Origin of the sequence: Burkholderia sp. ABCPW 111, from assembly GCF_000773065.1 — a bacterium.
Lineage (GTDB): Bacteria > Pseudomonadota > Gammaproteobacteria > Burkholderiales > Burkholderiaceae > Burkholderia > Burkholderia savannae.
This window is the reverse complement of the sequence record NZ_JPWT01000066.1, coordinates 69,946-85,121: the sequence shown is the minus strand read 5'-3', so window position 1 is coordinate 85,121 and position 15,176 is coordinate 69,946. Positions and strand designations below refer to the sequence as shown.

At 67.3% G+C, this 15,176-nt stretch carries 15 protein-coding genes and 1 pseudogene; 8 read left to right on the top strand and 8 right to left on the bottom strand.

The annotated features are described in order from the left end of the window. Nucleotides 1-10: 10 nt before the first annotated feature. The gene (locus X946_RS13700) at nucleotides 11-1,318 is read left to right on the top strand and encodes a solute carrier family 23 protein (protein ID WP_038748393.1); all 1,308 of its coding nucleotides are present in this window, start codon (nucleotides 11-13) and stop codon (nucleotides 1,316-1,318) included. A gap of 293 nt (nucleotides 1,319-1,611) precedes the next feature. On the opposite strand, the gene X946_RS13695 is transcribed toward X946_RS13700, so the two are convergent. Further along, the gene (locus tag X946_RS13695) at nucleotides 1,612-2,493 is read right to left on the bottom strand and encodes a transcriptional regulator GcvA (RefSeq protein WP_038748391.1); all 882 of its coding nucleotides are present in this window, start codon (nucleotides 2,491-2,493) and stop codon (nucleotides 1,612-1,614) included. A 97-nt stretch (nucleotides 2,494-2,590) separates the two neighbouring features. On the opposite strand from X946_RS13695, the gene X946_RS13690 reads away from it, so the two are divergent. Then, nucleotides 2,591-3,193, top strand: coding sequence for a chromate transporter (locus X946_RS13690; RefSeq protein ID WP_038748389.1), 603 nt, complete (start codon nucleotides 2,591-2,593; stop codon nucleotides 3,191-3,193). Then, nucleotides 3,190-3,720: a chromate transporter gene (locus X946_RS13685; RefSeq protein WP_038748388.1), complete on the top strand. Its 531-nt coding sequence runs from the start codon at nucleotides 3,190-3,192 to the stop codon at nucleotides 3,718-3,720. The genes X946_RS13690 and X946_RS13685 overlap by 4 nt, the downstream gene beginning before the upstream one ends. Before the next feature lie 285 nt (nucleotides 3,721-4,005). On the opposite strand, the gene X946_RS13680 is transcribed toward X946_RS13685, so the two are convergent. Further along, nucleotides 4,006-4,344, bottom strand: a complete 339-nt coding sequence (locus X946_RS13680; RefSeq protein WP_038748386.1) for a hypothetical protein — start codon at nucleotides 4,342-4,344, stop codon at nucleotides 4,006-4,008. Nucleotides 4,345-4,456: 112 nt separating this feature from the next. Here X946_RS13680 and X946_RS13675 point away from each other — a divergent pair, with 112 nt between their 5' ends. The 4 genes and pseudogenes from X946_RS13675 to X946_RS13660 all read left to right on the top strand — a co-directional run bounded on the left by X946_RS13675 (nucleotide 4,457) and on the right by X946_RS13660 (nucleotide 7,283). Further along, complete coding sequence (locus tag X946_RS13675) at nucleotides 4,457-4,801, top strand: zinc ribbon domain-containing protein YjdM (RefSeq protein WP_038748385.1); 345 nt, start codon at nucleotides 4,457-4,459, stop codon at nucleotides 4,799-4,801. Nucleotides 4,802-4,818: 17 nt separating this feature from the next. Continuing rightward, nucleotides 4,819-5,623, top strand: a pseudogene (locus tag X946_RS13670) (YoaK family protein). After that, nucleotides 5,593-5,964: a glyoxalase superfamily protein gene (locus X946_RS13665; protein ID WP_038748381.1), complete on the top strand. Its 372-nt coding sequence runs from the start codon at nucleotides 5,593-5,595 to the stop codon at nucleotides 5,962-5,964. The pseudogene X946_RS13670 and the gene X946_RS13665 overlap by 31 nt, the downstream one beginning before the upstream one ends. A gap of 182 nt (nucleotides 5,965-6,146) precedes the next feature. Next, entirely contained in the window at nucleotides 6,147-7,283 is a 1,137-nt protein-coding gene (locus tag X946_RS13660) for a porin (RefSeq protein WP_038748634.1), read from the top strand. A 162-nt stretch (nucleotides 7,284-7,445) separates the two neighbouring features. Here X946_RS13660 and X946_RS13655 read toward each other — a convergent pair whose 3' ends face one another. From X946_RS13655 to X946_RS13625, 6 genes are all read right to left on the bottom strand, one after another. Further along, nucleotides 7,446-8,264 (bottom strand): hypothetical protein, encoded by an 819-nt coding sequence (locus X946_RS13655; protein WP_038748379.1) that lies wholly within the window; start codon nucleotides 8,262-8,264, stop codon nucleotides 7,446-7,448. A 59-nt stretch (nucleotides 8,265-8,323) separates the two neighbouring features. Further along, nucleotides 8,324-8,887: a hypothetical protein gene (locus X946_RS13650; protein ID WP_038748377.1), complete on the bottom strand. Its 564-nt coding sequence runs from the start codon at nucleotides 8,885-8,887 to the stop codon at nucleotides 8,324-8,326. 348 nt (nucleotides 8,888-9,235) lie between these two features. Then, nucleotides 9,236-10,213: a lysylphosphatidylglycerol synthase domain-containing protein gene (locus X946_RS13640; protein WP_162836173.1), complete on the bottom strand. Its 978-nt coding sequence runs from the start codon at nucleotides 10,211-10,213 to the stop codon at nucleotides 9,236-9,238. Nucleotides 10,214-10,307: 94 nt separating this feature from the next. After that, nucleotides 10,308-11,555 (bottom strand): bacteriohopanetetrol glucosamine biosynthesis glycosyltransferase HpnI, encoded by a 1,248-nt coding sequence (gene hpnI, locus X946_RS13635; RefSeq protein ID WP_038748373.1) that lies wholly within the window; start codon nucleotides 11,553-11,555, stop codon nucleotides 10,308-10,310. Between the two features lie 406 nt (nucleotides 11,556-11,961). Next, nucleotides 11,962-13,500, bottom strand: a complete 1,539-nt coding sequence (locus tag X946_RS13630) for a carbohydrate porin (RefSeq protein WP_038748371.1) — start codon at nucleotides 13,498-13,500, stop codon at nucleotides 11,962-11,964. Nucleotides 13,501-13,598: 98 nt separating this feature from the next. Further along, on the bottom strand, nucleotides 13,599-13,868 hold the full coding sequence (locus X946_RS13625; protein WP_038748370.1) for a hypothetical protein: 270 nt from the start codon (nucleotides 13,866-13,868) through the stop codon (nucleotides 13,599-13,601). Nucleotides 13,869-14,941: 1,073 nt separating this feature from the next. On the opposite strand from X946_RS13625, the gene X946_RS35675 reads away from it, so the two are divergent. Then, the gene (locus X946_RS35675) at nucleotides 14,942-15,082 is read left to right on the top strand and encodes a hypothetical protein (protein WP_038748367.1); all 141 of its coding nucleotides are present in this window, start codon (nucleotides 14,942-14,944) and stop codon (nucleotides 15,080-15,082) included. Nucleotides 15,083-15,176: the final 94 nt, after the last annotated feature.

Here is a 15,176-nt window from a genome sequence, read left to right as displayed (position 1 = left end):
GAATTCCGCGATGGCCGATTCCTATTTCCCGCGTTGGCGCGCGCCGTCGCGCGACGACGCGGCCCGCGTCGTCGCGCCCGACGAGCGCCTGCCGTGGCCGCAGACGTTCGCGATGGGCGTGCAGCACGTCGTCGCGATGTTCGGCTCGACGGTGCTCGCCCCGCTTCTGATGGGCTTCGATCCGAATCTCTGCATTCTGATGTCCGGAATCGGCACGTTGCTGTTCTTCGCGCTCGTCGGCGGCCGCGTGCCGAGCTATCTCGGCTCGAGCTTCGCGTTCATCGGCCTCGTGATCGCGGTGACGGGCTACGGCGGCAGCGGCGCGAATCCGAACATCCCCGTCGCGCTCGGCGGGATCGTCGCGTGCGGCGTCGCCTATGCGCTGATCGGCGTCGTCGTGTCGGCGGTCGGCACGCGCTGGATCGAGGCGCTGATGCCGCCCGTCGTCACGGGCTCGATCGTCGCGGTGATCGGCCTCAATCTCGCGCCGATCGCGGTGAAGGGCGTGTCCGCGTCGACGTTCGATTCCACGCTTGCGCTCGTGACCGTGCTTTGCGTCGGCGGCGTCGCGGTGTTCGCGCGCGGGATGCTGCAGCGGCTCCTGATTCTCGTCGGCGTGCTGATCGCGTACGCGATCTATGCGGCGCTCACCAACGGCATGGGGCTCGGCAAGCCGATCGATTTCGCGAGCGTCGCGAACGCCGCTTGGTTCGGCATGCCGACGTTTCACCGCCCCGTGTTCGATCCGCACGCGATCCTGCTGATCGCGCCCGTCGCGGTGATCCTCGTCGCCGAGAATCTCGGCCACATCAAGGCGGTGAGCGCGATGACGGGCCGCAACCTCGACCGCTACGTCGGCCGCGCGTTCGTCGGCGACGGGCTCGCGACGATCGTCTCCGGCAGCATGGGCGGCACGGGCGTGACGACGTATGCGGAGAACATCGGCGTGATGGCGGTGACGCGGATCTACTCGACGCTCGTGTTCGTCGCGGCCGCGCTGATCGCGATCGCGCTCGGCTTCTCGCCGAAGTTCGGCGCGGTGATTCAGACGATTCCGGGGCCGGTGCTGGGCGGGGTGTCGATCGTCGTGTTCGGGCTCATCGCGGTGACGGGCGCACGGATCTGGGTCGTGAACCGCGTCGACTTTTCCGACAACCGGAATCTGATCGTCGCCGCCGTCACGCTCGTGCTCGGCGCGGGCGACTTCTCGCTGAAGTTCGGCGGCTTCGCGCTCGGCGGGATCGGCACCGCGACGTTCGGCGCGATCATCCTATACGCGCTGCTGCGCAAGGAGAAGGAGCCGGGGCCGATGGTGTGAGCGGCGGCGGGGCGGCCTCGATTGGCGTGCGGCTCGAATTGCATTGCCTGGTGCGGGGTGGTCGAAGTGCGGCGCACGAAATGCGACGAACGAAATGCGGCGATCGAAATGCGGCGGTCGAAATGCGGCGGTCGAAATGCGGCGGTCGAAATGCGGCGGTCGAAATGCGGCGGTCGAAATGCGGCGGGGCTGCGATCGCATGACTTTCGTCGCGCGACTGGTCCGTCACCTGATTGGCGTGCCGCGCGCCCCTCGGCCACGCCGCGCTTCCCCGCTCGACGCCCGGCGGCTCATCAGCCCCCATGCGCCTGCGCTTCGAGCCACGCGCAGAACCGCCCGACGAGCGCCTCGCCCGCCGTTTCGCGCGGCGCGATCCACCAGTAGCTGCGCGTCGCGATGCGCGGGCCCGGCAGCGGCGTCACGAGCCGGCCGCTCGCGAGTTCGTCGGCGATGAGGGGCAGCGGCCCGAGCGCGACGCCGAGGCCGTCCACGGCCGCCTGCAGCGCCAGATAGAAGTGATCGAACGATTGCTTCTTGCGGCCCTTCATCGGCACGCCCGCCGCTGCGAACCACTCGCGCCACGCGTCCGGGCGCGTGTCCGAATGCAGCAGCACGTGACGCGCGAGATCGTCCGCGCTCGCGATCGGCGCGCGCTTCAGGAGCGCGGGGCTGCACACGGGAATCACGCTTTCGTCGAGAAAGCGGCCGCTCGCGCAGTTCGGCCAGCGGCCGGGGCCGCGCCGGATCGCGACGTCGAAGGCGTCGAGCGAGCCGAGCGGCGCGTTCGAGGTCGACAGCTTCAGCTCGACGTTCGGCACCTCGCGCTGGAACCGCGACAGGCGCGGCAGCAGCCACTTCATCGCGAACGTCGGCAGCGCGTTGATGCGCAGCACGCGTGCCGCGCCCGTCTCGCGCAACTGCCCGGTTGCGCGTGCGATGCTGTCGAACGCCGCCTCGACGGTCGCGAGATAGCGGCGGCCTTCGTCGGTGAGCTTCACCCGCTTGCCGTGCCGATGGAACACCGGCTTGCCGAGCCACGCCTCGAACGCGGCAATCTGCCGGCTGATGGCACCGTGGGTCACATGCAGCTCTTCGCCCGCGGCGCTGAAGCTTTCATGTCTTGCGGCGGCTTCGAAGGCCTTCAGTGCCGGAAACGGTGGGAGATCGCGTGCCATGCTTGTGATTCTAGATCACAAAGGCGCGCCGATAAAATCGTTTGGACTCCGCGGCGATCGGGCGTAACCTCGGCTCGTGACAATCGCGAGGACTCCCATGCAATCCTGTTCCGAACCCGATGACGGCGGCCATGCGGTCGACGTGAGCGTCGCCGATCTGTTCATCGGTTTCCTCGGCCTCGGGCTGATCTCGTTCGGCGGCGCGCTGCCGTTCGCGCGGCGCGCGCTCGTCGAGGAGCGCCGCTGGCTGACGGCCGACGAGTTCGCCGATCTTCTCGGCCTCTGCCAGTTCCTGCCGGGCGGCAACGTGATCAATCTGTCGGTCGCGGTCGGCATGCGGTTTCGCGGCGTGCCGGGCGCGATCGCCGGCCTGCTCGGCCTCGTCGCCGGGCCGACGCTCGTCGTCATCGCGCTCGGCGTGCTGTATGCGAAGACGCAGCAGAACCCGGGCGTTCATCATCTGTTCGGCGGCCTCGCGGCGGCCGCGGCGGGCCTCTTGATCGCGATGGCGATAAAGGTGGCGAAGCCGCTGCGCCACGCGCGCACGGCCGCTTGCGTCGCGGCGCTCGCGTTCGTCGCGATCGCGGTGTTGCGCACGCCGTTGCTGCCGACGATGCTCGTGCTGACGCCCGTCAGCATCTGGCTCGCGTCGCGCGCCCCGCGCGGCGCGAACGAACGCGCGCAGGGAGTGCGGCGATGAGCGACACGCTCGTTTCCCTCGCGGTGATTTTCGGCCAGCTGTCGCTGCTCGCGTTCGGCGGCGGCAACACGATCCTGCCCGAGATGCAGCGGCAGGTCGTCGATGTCCATCACTGGATGAGCGCGCAGGCGTTCACCGCGCTCTTCGCGCTCGCGCAGGCGGCGCCCGGGCCGAACATGATGATCGTGCCGCTCGTCGGCTGGCACGTCGCGAGCTGGCCGGGCCTGCTCGTGTCGTCGCTCGCGAAGTTCGGGCCGTCGTCGATCGTGACGATGGCCGCGCTGCACGCGTGGGAGCGCTTCAAGGACAAGCCGTGGCGGCGCTACGTGCAGCAGGGGATGATGCCCGTCACCGCGGGCCTCGTCATCGCGAGCGCGGTGCTGATCTCCGAGGCGTCGAACCGGTCGGCGCTGCAATGGGGCGTCACGGCGGCGGTCGCGGCGCTCGCGTACCGTACCCGCGTGCATCCGCTGTGGCTGCTCGTGGGCGGCGCGCTCGTCGGGCTTATCGGCGGATTCGTCGGATAGCGATGGCGGGCGCGGCGCCGTGCAACGGCTGAGCATCGCGGCGTGACTTCGAGCGAGCCGGGAAGTTCGACACTGGGCCGTTGAATCTCGATTCTCGGGCTTCGGCCCCCTGGGCTTCGCGCGCCGGATTTGCGACGCAGACGTTTCGAGCGCATCGTCGCGGCATGCGATGCGCGGGTCGGATCAGCTCCGCACGGCGCGCTTGCGCCGTGCGACCGGGCGTCGCCGACGAATCCCGTCAACGTTCGCGCGAGCCGGCCGCGTTGCCGGGCGCTTCGCCGGCCGTCATTCGGACGAGTGCGTGTTGCTCTTCACGAGGCCGAGCAGCTTGCCGCGCTCGGCGTTCAGATCGCCGCCCGGCGACGACCAATCGAGCACGTAGCCGTGATTGAGCGAATCGCGGACGATCGACGAGTAATCGGATTTCGCGAGCTTGCCGTCGCGCATCGCGCGGCTCACTTCGCTCTGCAGATCCGGCGTGAAGCCGGGATAGGCGGCGACGAGCGCCGCATACTGGCGCGCGTCGATTTCGTCCGACTCGCGGTTGAACGCCCACACGACGACGAGCACGATCGCGACGAACGGCACGAGGGTGTAGCGCAGGAAGAACTTGGCGGCTGTCATGGCAAGGTCGATGCGGTGAATCGAGAGGCGGTTCGCCGGTCGCGGGCGGAGGGCGCGGACGGGCGAGTATACTTCCGTCCACCGAATCAATTGCAAACAAGGCTGCAACACCATGTCGACTCTTCCCGCCTGCCCGCAATGCGCGATGGAAAACACGTACCCGGACGGCGAACATTATATTTGCGCGGACTGCGCGCACGAATGGCCGATCGCGGGCGAAGCGAGTGCCGCCGATGACGACGCGGCAGCTGTCGTGAAGGACGCGAACGGCAACGCGCTCGCCGACGGCGACGCCGTCGTGCTGATCAAGGACCTGAAGGTGAAGGGCTCGTCGATCACGCTGAAGATGGGCACGAAGGTGAAGAGCATCCGTCTCGTCGGCGGCGATCACGAAGTCGATTGCAAGATGGACGCCGGCAATTTCATGTTGAAGGCGTGCTATCTGAAGAAGGTCTGAGCGGCGCGCGACAGACGATGAATCTCGACGCCGCAAGCCGCAACCTGACGGTCGCGTCGCTGCTCACGCTGTCGGGCGGCTATCTCGACGCGTACACGTACGTCGGCCACGGCCACGTGTTCGCGAACACGATGACGGGCAACGTCGCGCTGCTCGGGATCAACGTGTCGGCGGGCGACTGGGCGCAGGCGCTGCATCACGTGCCGCCGCTCGTCGGTTTCGTGATCGCGGTGTTCGTTGCGCACACGCTCGGCCTCGCCGCGCAGAAGGGCTTGATTCGGCATACCGCGTTCATCAGCCTGATCGTCGAGATCGTCTTTCTCGCGTTCGCGTCGCTCGGCTGGCCGGCGATGTCGAGCGCGTGGCTGATTCCGGGCATTTCGTTCGTCGCGACGCTGCAGACGATGTCGTTTACGCATCTCGAGAACCTGTCGTACACGTCGGTGATGACGACGGGCAACCTGCGGCGCTCCGCGCAACTGCTGTTCGCCGGCCTGATCCCACGCTACGATGCGCTCGCGCTGCACGACTCGGGCCTGCTTGCCGTGATCAGCTCGTGCTTTCTGGCGGGCGCGGTGGCGGGCGGCTTCGTCACGCGCATGATCGGCGACGGCGCGTTGTGGGGCGCCGTTCTGCTGCTCGTCGCGGCGTTCGCTGAAATCGTTCGGCGCGCGCGCTACGATGCGGATGTCGTCGCGCGACGCGACTGACGACGCTGCGCGCGATGCGCGGCGCGGCGAATCCATCGAACGCATTGACCAAGAAACAAGAACGATAGCGAGGGCGTATTCATGCAGTTTTCTTCCGCGATTCCGGTGCTGAGGATCTTCTCCGAGCAAAAGGCAAAGGAGTTCTACGTCGATTTCCTGGGCTTCACGCTCGGATGGGAGCATCGCTTCGAGCCCGGCTTGCCGCTTTACGCCGAAGTGCGGCGCGGCGATCTGATCCTGCATCTGAGCGAGCATCACGGTGACGCGACGCCGGGCTCGACCGTCTTCGTGCCGCTCGAAGGCATCGACGCGCTACATGCCGAGCTGAATGCCAAGCGCTATCCGTATGCGCGCCCGGGTATCGAGCGATACGACTGGGGGCGGGTGATGCAGATCGCCGATCCGTTCGGCAACCGCTTGCGCTTTTGCGAGCGCGGCGCGCAGGGCGCCTGAGCCCCCGAGCGCCGTCCGCCGGCGCACATCGTTGCGCCACCACGACAACGCCGCGATTCTCGCGGCGTTTATTTTTTTACAGAGCTTACATCGTCATATGATTCGTGGGCCCGCCGCGCGCGGCGGAGCCGGCCGCGGCCGTGGCCGAAGAAGAGACGGAGACAATTCACAAAGGAAAGCGCATGAAGCAAACCACCAAAATCGCGGGGCTGGTAGGAGGGGTGATGCTGGCGACCGCAGGCCAGCAGGCGATGGCGCAGAGTTCGGTGACGCTCTGGGGCGTCGCGGACGTGAGCCTGCGCTATCTGAGCAACTCGAACGCGCAGAACGACGGCCGATTTTTCATGACGAACGGCGCGATCACCAACAGCCGCATCGGCCTGCACGGCAGCGAAGATCTGGGCGGCGGCCTGAAGGCGATCTTCAATCTCGAGAGCGGCGTCAATCTGCAGGACGGCTCGTTCTCGGACAGCAAGCGCATCTTCAATCGCGCCGCCTACGTCGGCCTGACGAGCCAGTACGGCACCGTGACGCTCGGCCGCCAGAAGACAGTGCTGTTCGATCTGCTGAGCGATACGTACGATCCGCTGACGGTCGGCAACTATCTGGAGAACGCGTGGCTGCCCGTCGCGCTCGGCGCGGGCCTGTACGCGGACAACTCGGTCAAGTATCGCGGCACGTTCGGCGGCCTGACGATCGGCGCGATGTACTCGTTCGGCACCGATTCAACGTCGTCGACGGGCTCGGGCGGCTTCTCCGGCCAGATTCCCGGCCACATGGGCGCGGGCAACATGTACGGCTTCTCGCTGTCGTACGTCGCCGGGCCGGTGAGCGTCGCGGCGGGCGTCCAGCAGAACAGCGACAACTCGAACCGCAAGCAGACGATCTATCACGCGAACGTCGTCTACGCATTCAGCAAGGCGAAGATCTACGCGGGCTACCTGCACTCGAAGGACGACACGGGCTTCGTCGACACGCTGCTCGCGCAGCAACCGGGCCTCTTCACGACCGGCGCGCCGAAGCGCACGGGCCGGATCGACGACGGTCCGTTCGCCGGCGTGAGCTGGCAAGCGACGCCCGCGCTCACGCTGACGGGCGCGTTCTACTACGACCGGATGCGCAACGCGACGGTCGCGAACGGCCAGCTCGACAGCGGCAACCGTTACACGTTCGTCGGCCTCGTCGAGTACGCGCTGTCGAAGCGCACCGAGATCTACGGCACCGTCGATTTCAACAAGGTGAACGGCGCGGCGACGGTCGAACTGCCGGGCCGCAGCAACCAGACGGGCGTCGCGATCGGTCTGCGCAACATCTTCTGAGCGGCCGGACGCCGCGCGGAACGGCGGAAAGGGCCCGCGCGCGCGGGCCTTTTTTCGTTGCGGCATGCGGCGCGCCGCGCAATTCGCCGTCGATGCGCGCCAACCGCGTCGCACGAGGCGAGAACGCAGCGCGTGCATCGCACGCGACGCACGCCGTGCGGGTTAGCGCGCCGCCATCACCGTGTTGCTTGCCTGCTGCGATACTTGCGTGAGGATCTGCTTCGCCGCCGTGAACGACTGGTTCATGTAGATCTTCGTGAACGAATGGCCGAGCGGATCGGTGAGCAGATGCAAGCCGAGCGAGAAGTTCGACGGCAGCACCGTCTGCACGAGCCCGAGGCTGCCGATCACCGTATCCGACGACGACGTCAGATAGCTCGAGCCCGGCAGCAGATAGCGCGCCGCGTTGCCGACGTTCACCGCGCTGATCCTGCCTTGGGCGCGATCCGGCCCGGTGATCAGCAGATTCATCTCGAAGTTCGCGTACAGCGTGCCTTGCGAGTGGCCGACGAGCACGACCTTGCGGCTCTGCTGCAGGTACGTGCGGTACTGGTTCAGGTGATCGGGCAGCTCTGGAATGTTGTTCTTGGTCAGGATGTCGATGTATTTCTGTTGCAGCGCCGCGTCCATGCCGCCCGCCGGAATCGCGCCGCCGTCGATCGCACGCCAGAAGTCCGCCGGGTTCGTGCCTTCGACCGATTTTTGCTTGAACACCTGCCACAGATCGTTGAACGCGCCCTGCGTCGCGTTGTAAGCGTTGCCGTACACGTAGGCGTTGCTCGTGTCGCGCGCGTTCAGCTCGTTCTTCAGCACTTGCAGGCTCGCGATCGCATCGTCGAACGTGTTGTTGATGCCGTTGACGAACACGATCGCGGAGCCGGGCGCGGCGGTTGCGGCGGTTGCGGCCGTCACCGTCTGCGCGGCGTTCAGGCGCGTGGAGTAGGGCAGCGCGACGAGCGCGCCGGCAATCATCAGCGTCACTAACTTTTTCATCGAAAGTCCCCTCGGTTGATGGTTGAAGCGCTACAGCACGGGTAAGCTCAATTCGGCATGGACGTTGGATTGAAGCCGCACGAGGCGGAGCCGGGATCGTCGAAGAACTGGCCGCCTGCGAGCGACTGGAAGCGGATGTAGGCGAGCGTGTCCGCTTCGGTGTCGAGCATGACCGCGCGCGTGCCCTTGATCCGGTCGAGCATCGTCTGCTGGTCGACGCCCGCCTTCACGAGCACGCGTGCGCTCAGTGCGCACGCGATGCCTTTCGCGATCGCGTCGCCGGCCGTTTTCGCGTCGGCCGGATCGCGGACGTCGTTGACGGCCTGGCTCCAGCCATATGCGATCTGCGTGAGCGCTTCGCGCGTGACGGCCGAATTCGCGTATTCGTGCGCGATGTACTCGGCGACGCGCGGGGGAAGCGGCGGCGGCGCGGAGCGCGGCGCCGCCGATGACGCGGCGGTGAATGCGTTCGCCTGCGCGGCGGGAACGGTCGATTCCGCTCGCTCAGCCGGTGCGGCGGCGGGCGCGGCATCGGTCGACACGATCCGCGCGCAGGCCCACACGAATGCGGCGATCGCGAGCGCGGCCGCAGTTGGGTATTGCCATCGCATGTCCCCTCCTTTGTTGTTGTGAGTCTTGTATTGGTTGTGGACCGCGACCTGCAGCGCGTCGCGATCCGGCGGTCCTCGATCCCGCCAACGGCTCGCAAACGTTACAAGAAATCGATGCAACGGGGAAGCGTCACCGTATCGACAGCAAGGACTTCGCCTCGCTGCGATTCGTGTGCGGCGTCAATGTCTTCGATTGTTTCGTCGTGCGACGTGATGCACCGGTGCGAGAACGCGCGTCGAGCGATGCGCGCGCCGGCGCGAATCGAGATGTGGTCCAGCCCGATCATGCATGCGGAAATTGAAAGTGGCGTGACGGCGCGCGTGCGCTCGCCGAACCGCGTCGAGCGCCTACGAACGGCGCGCCGCGACGGCCGCCTCCGCGAACTGCCAGGCGAGCAGGCCCGGCACGAAGATCAGCAGATCGCGGATTCGCCGCGCGCCCGCGAGCCCGAGCGACGTTGCCGGATCGAGCCCGAGCGCGCCGCCGATCAGCACGAAGCCGCCTTCCTGCACGCCGAGCCCGCCCGGCACGAAGAACGCGGCGCTGCTGAGCGCCTGGATCAGCGCCTCGATCGCGAGCGCATCGACGAGCGACACGGGCGCGCCGAGAAAATGCAGCGCGAGCCAGATCTCGATCGACGTCGCGAGATGCTGCAGCGGCTGCCAGAAGAACAGATAGCGCATGACGGTGCCGCGCCGCCGCCAGACGGCTTTCAGCGCATCGTCGATCTGCGCGGAGCGATCGACGAGCGACGCGAGTTGACCGCCCGCGACGCGATTGAGCGCGTGCATCGCGCGCTCGAACGGCTTCGCATGTTGAACAAGTGCGAACAGGATCAGAAGCGGCGCGAGCGCGGCGAGTCCCCATGCGAACATGCCGGCGACGCGCAGCGTGTCCGACGTCGCGCGGGTGAGCAGATAGCCGACGCCCGCGAGCGCGAAGAGCGCCTGGCTGATCAGCGTGAGCTGCATGTCGGACACGAGGCTGGCGCTCGCCGCGGGCGCCGTCAAGCCGTGCGCGCGCAGCAGGCGAAACGACACGAACTCGCCGCCGATGCGCGCGACGGGCAGCAGCCCGTTCACCGATTCGCGAATCCACACGAGGCGCAGCATCGCGCGCAGGCGCGGCTGGTCGGGCGGCGCGATCAGCGTCTGCCAGTCCTTCGCATTCGCGAGCATCGGCAGCAGATGCGACGCGGCCGCGACGACGAGCCCGACGCCGGCGGCGCGCATCAGGCCGAGCACTTCGCGGGGATTGTCGCGCGCGACGAGCCAGAGCGATACCGCGAGTCCCGCGAGCGCAGCGATGCGCCCCGCGTGCTTCATTAGTTGCCGGTTGAGCACGGCGGGCGTGCCGGTTCGAGATCGAGTCGATTCGTTTTGCATGACGAAGAAAGGCCTATTCGACGCGCGGCGCCGATCAGGCATTCGGGCGTTTTTCAGGCGCGGGGCACAGGCGGCCGTCACGGTCGACATCGAAGCTGAAGCCGCGCCAGATCACGCGCGACGACGAGAAGCTCGCGACGAAGATGCCGAACGCGATCAGATCCGCGAGCGGCAGCAGCAACAGGTCGCGCACCGGCCGCTTCGTCGCGCGATCGACGATGTGCTTCGCGGCGATGCGCGCGACGAGCGTGACGGGCACGAGCGACCATGCCCACGCCGCGCCGTTCGACAGCAGGGCGCCGAGCAGCGCGAGCGCGAGCGGATGCGTGAGCAGCGAGCCGAGATGGCCGCGCGGGTCGACCGCGCGGATCGTGCGGCTCCAGCGCAATTCGTGCTCGGCGAGCCGCGCGACGCGCGTCTCGACGCAGCCGTGCTCGACGGCGAACGGCGGCACCGCCACTCGCGCGCCGCGCGCGCGCACCGCTTCGCCGATCGCGTGATCCTCGGCGAGATGGTGTGCGAATTGCGTGAGGCCGCCGATCGCGTCGAGCGTGGCGCGGCGCATCGCGATCGTCTGGCCGAAGCACGGCCGCGCAAGCTTGAGCGCGAGGCCCGTCACGACGCCCGGCAGGAACTGGTGATTGGTGACGAGCGCCTCGACGCGCGGCCAGAAGCCCGGATCGGGACGGCCGCGATACACGCAGGTCACGAGCTCGACGCCCGGTTCGTCGAGCTCGCCGACGATATGCCGCACGTAATCGGGGCCGACGCTCACGTCGCTGTCCGCGAAGATCAGCACGTCGTGCGCGGCGGCGGGCAGCATGTTGACGAGGTTCGCGATCTTGCGGTTCGGTCCGTACAGGCGTGCGTCGGCGACGATCGTCACGTGTGCGCGCGGAAATGCGTCGCGCAATGCGTCGACGGCACGCAGCGCGGGATCGTCGCGATCGTGCACGCCGAACAAATACTGGATCGGGCCGTCGTAGCGCTGCTCGCAAAAGCTCGCGAGGTTCGCGAACAACGCCTGCTCGGTGCCGTGCAGCGGCTTGACGATCGTCACGGGCGGGCAGTGTCGCGGCTCGTGCGGCGCGCGTGCGAAGAAACGCTGCGTGAGGATCGCCGCGAACAGCGTATATGCGCAGCCGAACGCGGCGGCGAGTGCGCAAAGCGCGGCGAGCGACGCGGCGAGCAGCGCGACGAGATGCCCGATGTCGCCGAATGAAATCAGCTCCGCCGCGAGCAGCGCGGCGACGGCGCCGGCGAGCCATGCGAGCGCCTTCATCGCGCGGCCTTGCGAACGTGGCGGCGCATGCGAGCGGCGGGGGCGCGATCGTTCGGGCGATCGTGGCGGCAAGCGGCGAGATCGGAACAGAACAAGCTGATGGCTCCGCGTGAAGGCGACTTTCGTCGGGAGGCGCCGAGCCGGGCGTTCGCGTGGGATGGGCGTCCGGTTCAGCATGCCGCATCCGGCCGCGTGGCGCAATTGCTCGGTTATGCGGAGCGCCGCTCGCGCGCGGCCGAACGAGCCACAGTAAAGTGCGGAGCCGACTTTCTGATGGCATTCCGGTGACAAATCGGTTTAAGCAATTTGACGGCGCGAGAGCGACGGGTGCGCGCGCGATGCCGCTGGCGGCGGCACCGCGCGCGAAACGTGAAAGGCATGCGAAAGCTGAGGAACGCGAAACGCTTCAGAACGTGATCGTCGTGCGCACGCCGACGATCGCTTCATTGCCGATGCGCGTAGCCGGGTCGTTCGGATTGGGAATGCCGCCGCCCGGACGGAATGCGTACTGGAAGTCCGCTTGCAACTGCCACCACGGCGTCACCTGATATTGATACGTCGCTTCGATGAGCGTTTCCGCGCGGCGCACCGGATAGCCCGGCGTCGTGAACACGCCGACGTCGCCGTCGTTGCCGCGCGCGTGCGAGCCGATTTTCGCGTAACTGACGGCGAGGCCCGCCGTGTCGTTGTCGCGTCCCGCGAACGGCGCCTTCAGCGTGACGCCCGCGTTCAGCGCGAAATCGACCACGTTGCGATTGCCCGGCGCGCCCATCACGCGCGCGAATACGTTCAGCGAGCGCGGGCTGTCGGCGCTCGGGCGCCACACCATCTGGTCGGCGACGGCGTAGAGGCCGTAGTCGCCGCGATGCGTCGCGGCGACGCCGTTGCTCGCCGGATCGGCGAGCGGCATGCCGTTCGTGTCGTAGCGCGGATCGTTGAAGCGCTCCGAGTTGTACCAGACCCCCAGCTTGTACATGCCCGGCAGGCCTGCCGGCTGCGGCGCCTTCGGATCGGCGGGCGGCGCGTTGAGCGCGTACTGCAACTCGCCGATGAATAGCGCGCCGTTGTGCAGGTTGAAGTTCGTGCCGTGACGGTTGAGCTGCTGCGCGTCGCCGGCGCCGCCCGCCGGGTTGCCGTCGAACACGCCAGCCATCACCGTCCACGCATCGGACGGCTTGTAGCGCAGCCGCACGCCGAGCGACGACAGCGGGTACGCGGGGCCGCCCGCCGGCATGTCGACGGCGGGCAGCACGGGCCAGCCGAACGTCGCGTTGATGAACGTGCCCGCGTACTGGCTCACCATGAATTCCTGATCGAGACTTTGCTGGCCGATCTTCACGTCGGCGCGGCCGCCCGCGAACGACTGCTGGTACCACAGCTCCCAGAGGCGCGTCGTGCCTTCGGCTTCGATGCCGCTCGCGGTCTGCAGCAGTTGCAGATTGCGCGACGTGAGGCTCGTGCCGTGAATCTGCAGGCCCGACACGTTGAACGTGCCGCCGGGCAGGCCGATCGCTTTTTCGGTGTCGACGCTGAAGCCGAATTGCGTGAGGCCGTCGTACGCGCCGCCGCGGCGCGTGCCGCCGGACAGATTGCGCAGGTACTCGCTCGTTTCCTGCAGGTTCAGCGTGATCCCGTGATCGCCGAGCTTGGTGCGCAGGCCGCCCATGTCGCCGAACAGGTTCGAACGCTCCCAGAAGCCGGTGGGAGCGGGCGTGGCGGCGGCATTCGCGGCTTGCGCGGCGGTCGGCGTCTGTGCGCCGTCCGCCGCGGGCGATGCAGGCGATGCGGCGGCCGCGGGCGACGGCTGCGCGACGCTTTCGGGCGACGCGGCGGCGGCATTCGCGGCTTGCGCGAGCGCGGGCGGCGAGACGCCGAGCGACAGCAGCAACGGCAGGCCGGAAACGACGCCGGATTTGACGAGCATGCGATGGATGGTTTTCTTCATGACGAATCGTTGCTTGGATGAATGCGGGCGAGGATACCGCCCGCTCGCCGCTTGAGGTCGCCCGCCGGACACGGCGAACCGTCGGGCTTGCCGGGTGCTTACGAGAACCACCAGCTAACGCGCATCGCCTGATTCAGACCGGTGCGACAACCCGAGGCGGACAGCAGCGCGACGATCCCGACGGCGCCCGCGACGGCGCCGACGATCGCGCAACTGACCGGCCAGACGAGAAACCCCGCGCCCGGCGCCGTGCCGTTGCTCGAAGCGTTCGCCGCATGCGCGAGCGGCGAGATCGACGACACGACGATCCGGTGGCTCGCGAGATGGGCGTAGCGTCCGAGCTTAGCCTTGAAAAATTGAACAAACATGACTTCGCTCCCGTCCGCTCCGGCCTGCGCCGGACGACGTAACGCATCGCTTGCGCGCCGGAAGGCGGCCTGCGACGAGAACTGAACAGAGGAAGCGTGCTGCGGACGGGGCGGACGAAGGCCACCCGCGATGAAGCGCGCTAACTCGACCAATGCGAGCTAGCGGCGAAGGAGAACCAGGCGGCTAGCGCGCGATTGCGTTGCCGGCTTCGACCGGCATCGAACTGCAACTACTGGGGGACGTGTCCACGAGGGACTCTCCTTCTGTGACGAATTGCGGCGGATTGTATGCGTGCCGCGCGTGGGCGCGCAAGTAAAAAACGAATAAAGATGCCGGATCGATCAGCATCCGTCGAAATCGGCGCGTGCGTGCGCGCCGCCGCCGCCGCACGACGTGCGTTCCGGCTTTCGATGACTTTCCTTTCGCGAGCGATTGAAAGCAACGGGCCCGGTTTCATCGCGTAAAAACTTACAGCGCCGCAAACGCGGAATTTTTTTTTCGCGAAGTCGATGAACGTCATTGACATTGAGTTTGTCGCCTACCTAGAATCCGGCCATCTTCACAAATGGGGCATCCGCCTTGGACACCTGCAGTAGTCGATCTTCGAGCAGTTATTTCGCCTGACCGGCAAGACGTCCGCGCCCTTTTCATCGCCGCCGTCGAGCCAACCAGGCAGACGGTGCGCGTCGCAGTTCCGAGTACCACTCCCCGTGCACCCTTGATTCGCGCCGCGTGAGCGCTGCGTTTTCGCGCGCCCGTTCGGCATTCGCCGCGAACCCCGGTTCGCGGCGCGCGTTCGCTCGGCGCTGCCGCATGCTTCGCATGACGGCGCGTCGAGCGCGCGTGTTCGCGTGCGCGCTCGTCGTGCATGCGTGCACGCGGTAAGCCAACCGTCAGACAAGGAGCCGACATGCCGGACTGTGACAGTTATCCCATATGCCGCACCCTCGATCTTTTCGATTTCGATCATCAAGGGAAGCGCGTGGGGCTCGATCGATAAGCGCATCGCGCGCATGAGATTCGGGCACGCGGCTTCCCGCCATGCGCGAGAACCCGCGCCCGGAGAATCATCATGCAATTCGGTCTGCTTCTGTCGCAACTGCCGCACGTCCAGGAATCGCGCGTCCACTACGACGCGATGCTGTCGCTCGAATCCGCCGGCAAGCCGGCGGCCGTCTCGTTCTGGCAGCGTCTGAAAGCGCTGATTTCCTGAAACTCGATGCGCTTCGGCATGCGCCGAGCGCGGCGCCGCGTCGCGGTGCTTGCGCTTCGCGCATGCCGGGGATGCGCGCCGACGAAAACCATAC

Excerpts from the sequence above, each read along its gene's own strand:
- X946_RS13630 (WP_038748371.1), bottom strand. The coding sequence starts at position 13,500 with ATGAAGAAAACCATCCATCGCATGCTCGTCAAATCCGGCGTCGTTTCC.
- X946_RS35675 (WP_038748367.1), top strand. The coding sequence starts at position 14,942 with ATGCAATTCGGTCTGCTTCTGTCGCAACTGCCGCACGTCCAGGAATCG.
- X946_RS13665 (WP_038748381.1), top strand. The coding sequence starts at position 5,593 with ATGCAGTTTTCTTCCGCGATTCCGGTGCTGAGGATCTTCTCCGAGCAA.
- hpnI (WP_038748373.1), bottom strand. The coding sequence starts at position 11,555 with ATGAAGGCGCTCGCATGGCTCGCCGGCGCCGTCGCCGCGCTGCTCGCG.
- X946_RS13685 (WP_038748388.1), top strand. The coding sequence starts at position 3,190 with ATGAGCGACACGCTCGTTTCCCTCGCGGTGATTTTCGGCCAGCTGTCG.
- X946_RS13660 (WP_038748634.1), top strand. The coding sequence starts at position 6,147 with ATGAAGCAAACCACCAAAATCGCGGGGCTGGTAGGAGGGGTGATGCTG.
- X946_RS13695 (WP_038748391.1), bottom strand. The coding sequence starts at position 2,493 with ATGGCACGCGATCTCCCACCGTTTCCGGCACTGAAGGCCTTCGAAGCC.
- X946_RS13690 (WP_038748389.1), top strand. The coding sequence starts at position 2,591 with ATGCAATCCTGTTCCGAACCCGATGACGGCGGCCATGCGGTCGACGTG.
- X946_RS13680 (WP_038748386.1), bottom strand. The coding sequence starts at position 4,344 with ATGACAGCCGCCAAGTTCTTCCTGCGCTACACCCTCGTGCCGTTCGTC.
- X946_RS13700 (WP_038748393.1), top strand. The coding sequence starts at position 11 with ATGGCCGATTCCTATTTCCCGCGTTGGCGCGCGCCGTCGCGCGACGAC.
- X946_RS13625 (WP_038748370.1), bottom strand. The coding sequence starts at position 13,868 with ATGTTTGTTCAATTTTTCAAGGCTAAGCTCGGACGCTACGCCCATCTC.
- X946_RS13675 (WP_038748385.1), top strand. The coding sequence starts at position 4,457 with ATGTCGACTCTTCCCGCCTGCCCGCAATGCGCGATGGAAAACACGTAC.
- X946_RS13650 (WP_038748377.1), bottom strand. The coding sequence starts at position 8,887 with ATGCGATGGCAATACCCAACTGCGGCCGCGCTCGCGATCGCCGCATTC.
- X946_RS13640 (WP_162836173.1), bottom strand. The coding sequence starts at position 10,213 with ATGAAGCACGCGGGGCGCATCGCTGCGCTCGCGGGACTCGCGGTATCG.